At 67.3% G+C, this 1,683-nt stretch carries 3 protein-coding genes; 2 read left to right on the forward strand and 1 reads right to left on the reverse strand.

Going from position 1 to position 1,683, the window contains the following annotated elements:
• Positions 1-729: AMP-binding protein (locus QZV97_RS20890; RefSeq protein ID WP_295647347.1), on the forward strand; the 729-nt coding region annotated here is incomplete at its 5' end.
• Between the two features lie 62 nt (positions 730-791).
• Here the strand turns inward: QZV97_RS20890 and QZV97_RS20895 are convergent.
• A complete protein-coding gene (locus QZV97_RS20895) occupies positions 792-1,100 on the reverse strand; it encodes a c-type cytochrome (protein WP_295647349.1) in 309 nt (102 codons plus the stop codon).
• Positions 1,101-1,230: 130 nt separating this feature from the next.
• Between QZV97_RS20895 and QZV97_RS20900 the strand changes: the two genes are divergently transcribed.
• Positions 1,231-1,635, forward strand: a complete 405-nt coding sequence (locus tag QZV97_RS20900; protein WP_295647351.1) for a TIGR04438 family Trp-rich protein — start codon at positions 1,231-1,233, stop codon at positions 1,633-1,635.
• Positions 1,636-1,683: the final 48 nt, after the last annotated feature.

Consider the following 1,683-nt stretch of genomic DNA (forward strand, 5'->3'; position numbering starts at 1 on the left):
ATCGTCGACACCTTCTGGCAGACCGAGACCGGCGGCCACATGATCACGCCGCTGCCGGGCGCGACGAAGCTGGTGCCGGGCTCGTGCACGCTGCCCTTCCCGGGCATCACGACGGCCATCGTCGACGAGACCGGCAACGACGTGCCCAACGGGCAGGGCGGCATCCTGGTCGTCAAGAAGCCCTGGCCGTCGATGATCCGCACGATCTACGGCGACCCGGAGCGCTTCAAGAAGAGCTACTACCCGCCGGAGCTGAAGGGCTACTACCTGGCCGGCGACGGCGCGATCCGCGACAAGACGACCGGCTACTTCACCATCACCGGCCGCATCGACGACGTGCTGAACGTGTCGGGGCACCGCATGGGCACGATGGAGATCGAGTCCGCCTTGGTGGCGCACACCGAGCTGGTGGCCGAGGCTGCCGTCGTCGGCCGGCCCGACGACACCACCGGTGAGGCCATCTGCGCCTTCGTCGTGCTGAAGCGCCCGCGCCCGACCGGCGAGGAGGCCAGGAAGATCGCCAAGGAGCTGCGCGACTGGGTCGGCAAGGAGATCGGGCCGATCGCCAAGCCCAAGGACATCCGCTTCGGCGACAACCTGCCCAAGACCCGCAGCGGCAAGATCATGCGCCGCCTGCTGCGCTCGATCGCCAAGGGCGAGGCGATCACCCAGGACACGTCGACGCTGGAGAATCCGGCGATCCTGGAGCAACTGGGCCAGACGAACTGAAACCGGCCCCCGGAAAGCACAAAGCCCGCGCGAGCGGGCTTTGTCGTTGACGGGCGGGCGTCCTACTTGGTGCCCAGCACCCAGGCCGCCAGCTGCTTGGCCTCGGCATCGGTGACCTGCGGATTGGCCGGCATCGGGATCTGGCCCCACGCGCCGACGCCGCCCTTCTGGATCTTGGTGGCCAGCTTGCCGGCGGCTTCCTTGTCGCTGGCGTACTTGGCGGCGACGTCCTTGAAGGCCGGTCCGACCAGCTTCGTGTCGACCGCGTGGCAGGCCATGCAGTTCCTCTTCTGCGCCAGGTCGGTGTTGGCGAACGCCGGTGCGGCCAGGAGGCTGCCGACGGCCAGGGTCAGGATCAGGACGGACTTCATGGTTTCCTTTCAGACGGGCTTGGGGTCACGCAAACGCCGGAGAACTCTCGGCTACATTCACCTGAACGGAGTGTAAGGGAGCCGGTTGACGCGGTCGGCGCAGTGCTCCGTCGCCGCGGGAGGTCGAAGCATGATTTTCATCATCGTCGGGGTCCTGGTGATCCTTCTGCACCTGGGCGGCTTCGGGCCGATGGCCAACTGGAACTGGCAGATCAGCGGCGATCTGTGGAAGTTCTGTTTCCCCTTCGGCTGCGCAGCGGTCTGGTGGGCCTGGGCCGACGGCACCGGCTACACCAAGCGCAAGGAAATCGAGAAGATGGAGGAGCGCAAGCTCGCCCGTCGCGACAAGAACCTCGTCGCCCTCGGCATCGACCCGCGCCAGCATCAGAAGAAGAGTGCCCGCGCCGCCGCCTACGTCGCCAAGCGCGCCAGCGAGGGCGACAAGATCGAGAAGGGCCGCGACGCCGAGCGCAAGAAGGCGCGCGACTCCGTCGTCAACAGCCGCATCGACGGCGGCCCCGACACCCGGCGCTAGCTGTCGAGTTCCAAGAGGTTGCTCACAGCCGGGATGCGGCTCATGGGC

The organism is uncultured Methylibium sp. (genome assembly GCF_902826655.1).
GTDB lineage: Bacteria > Pseudomonadota > Gammaproteobacteria > Burkholderiales > Burkholderiaceae_C > Methylibium.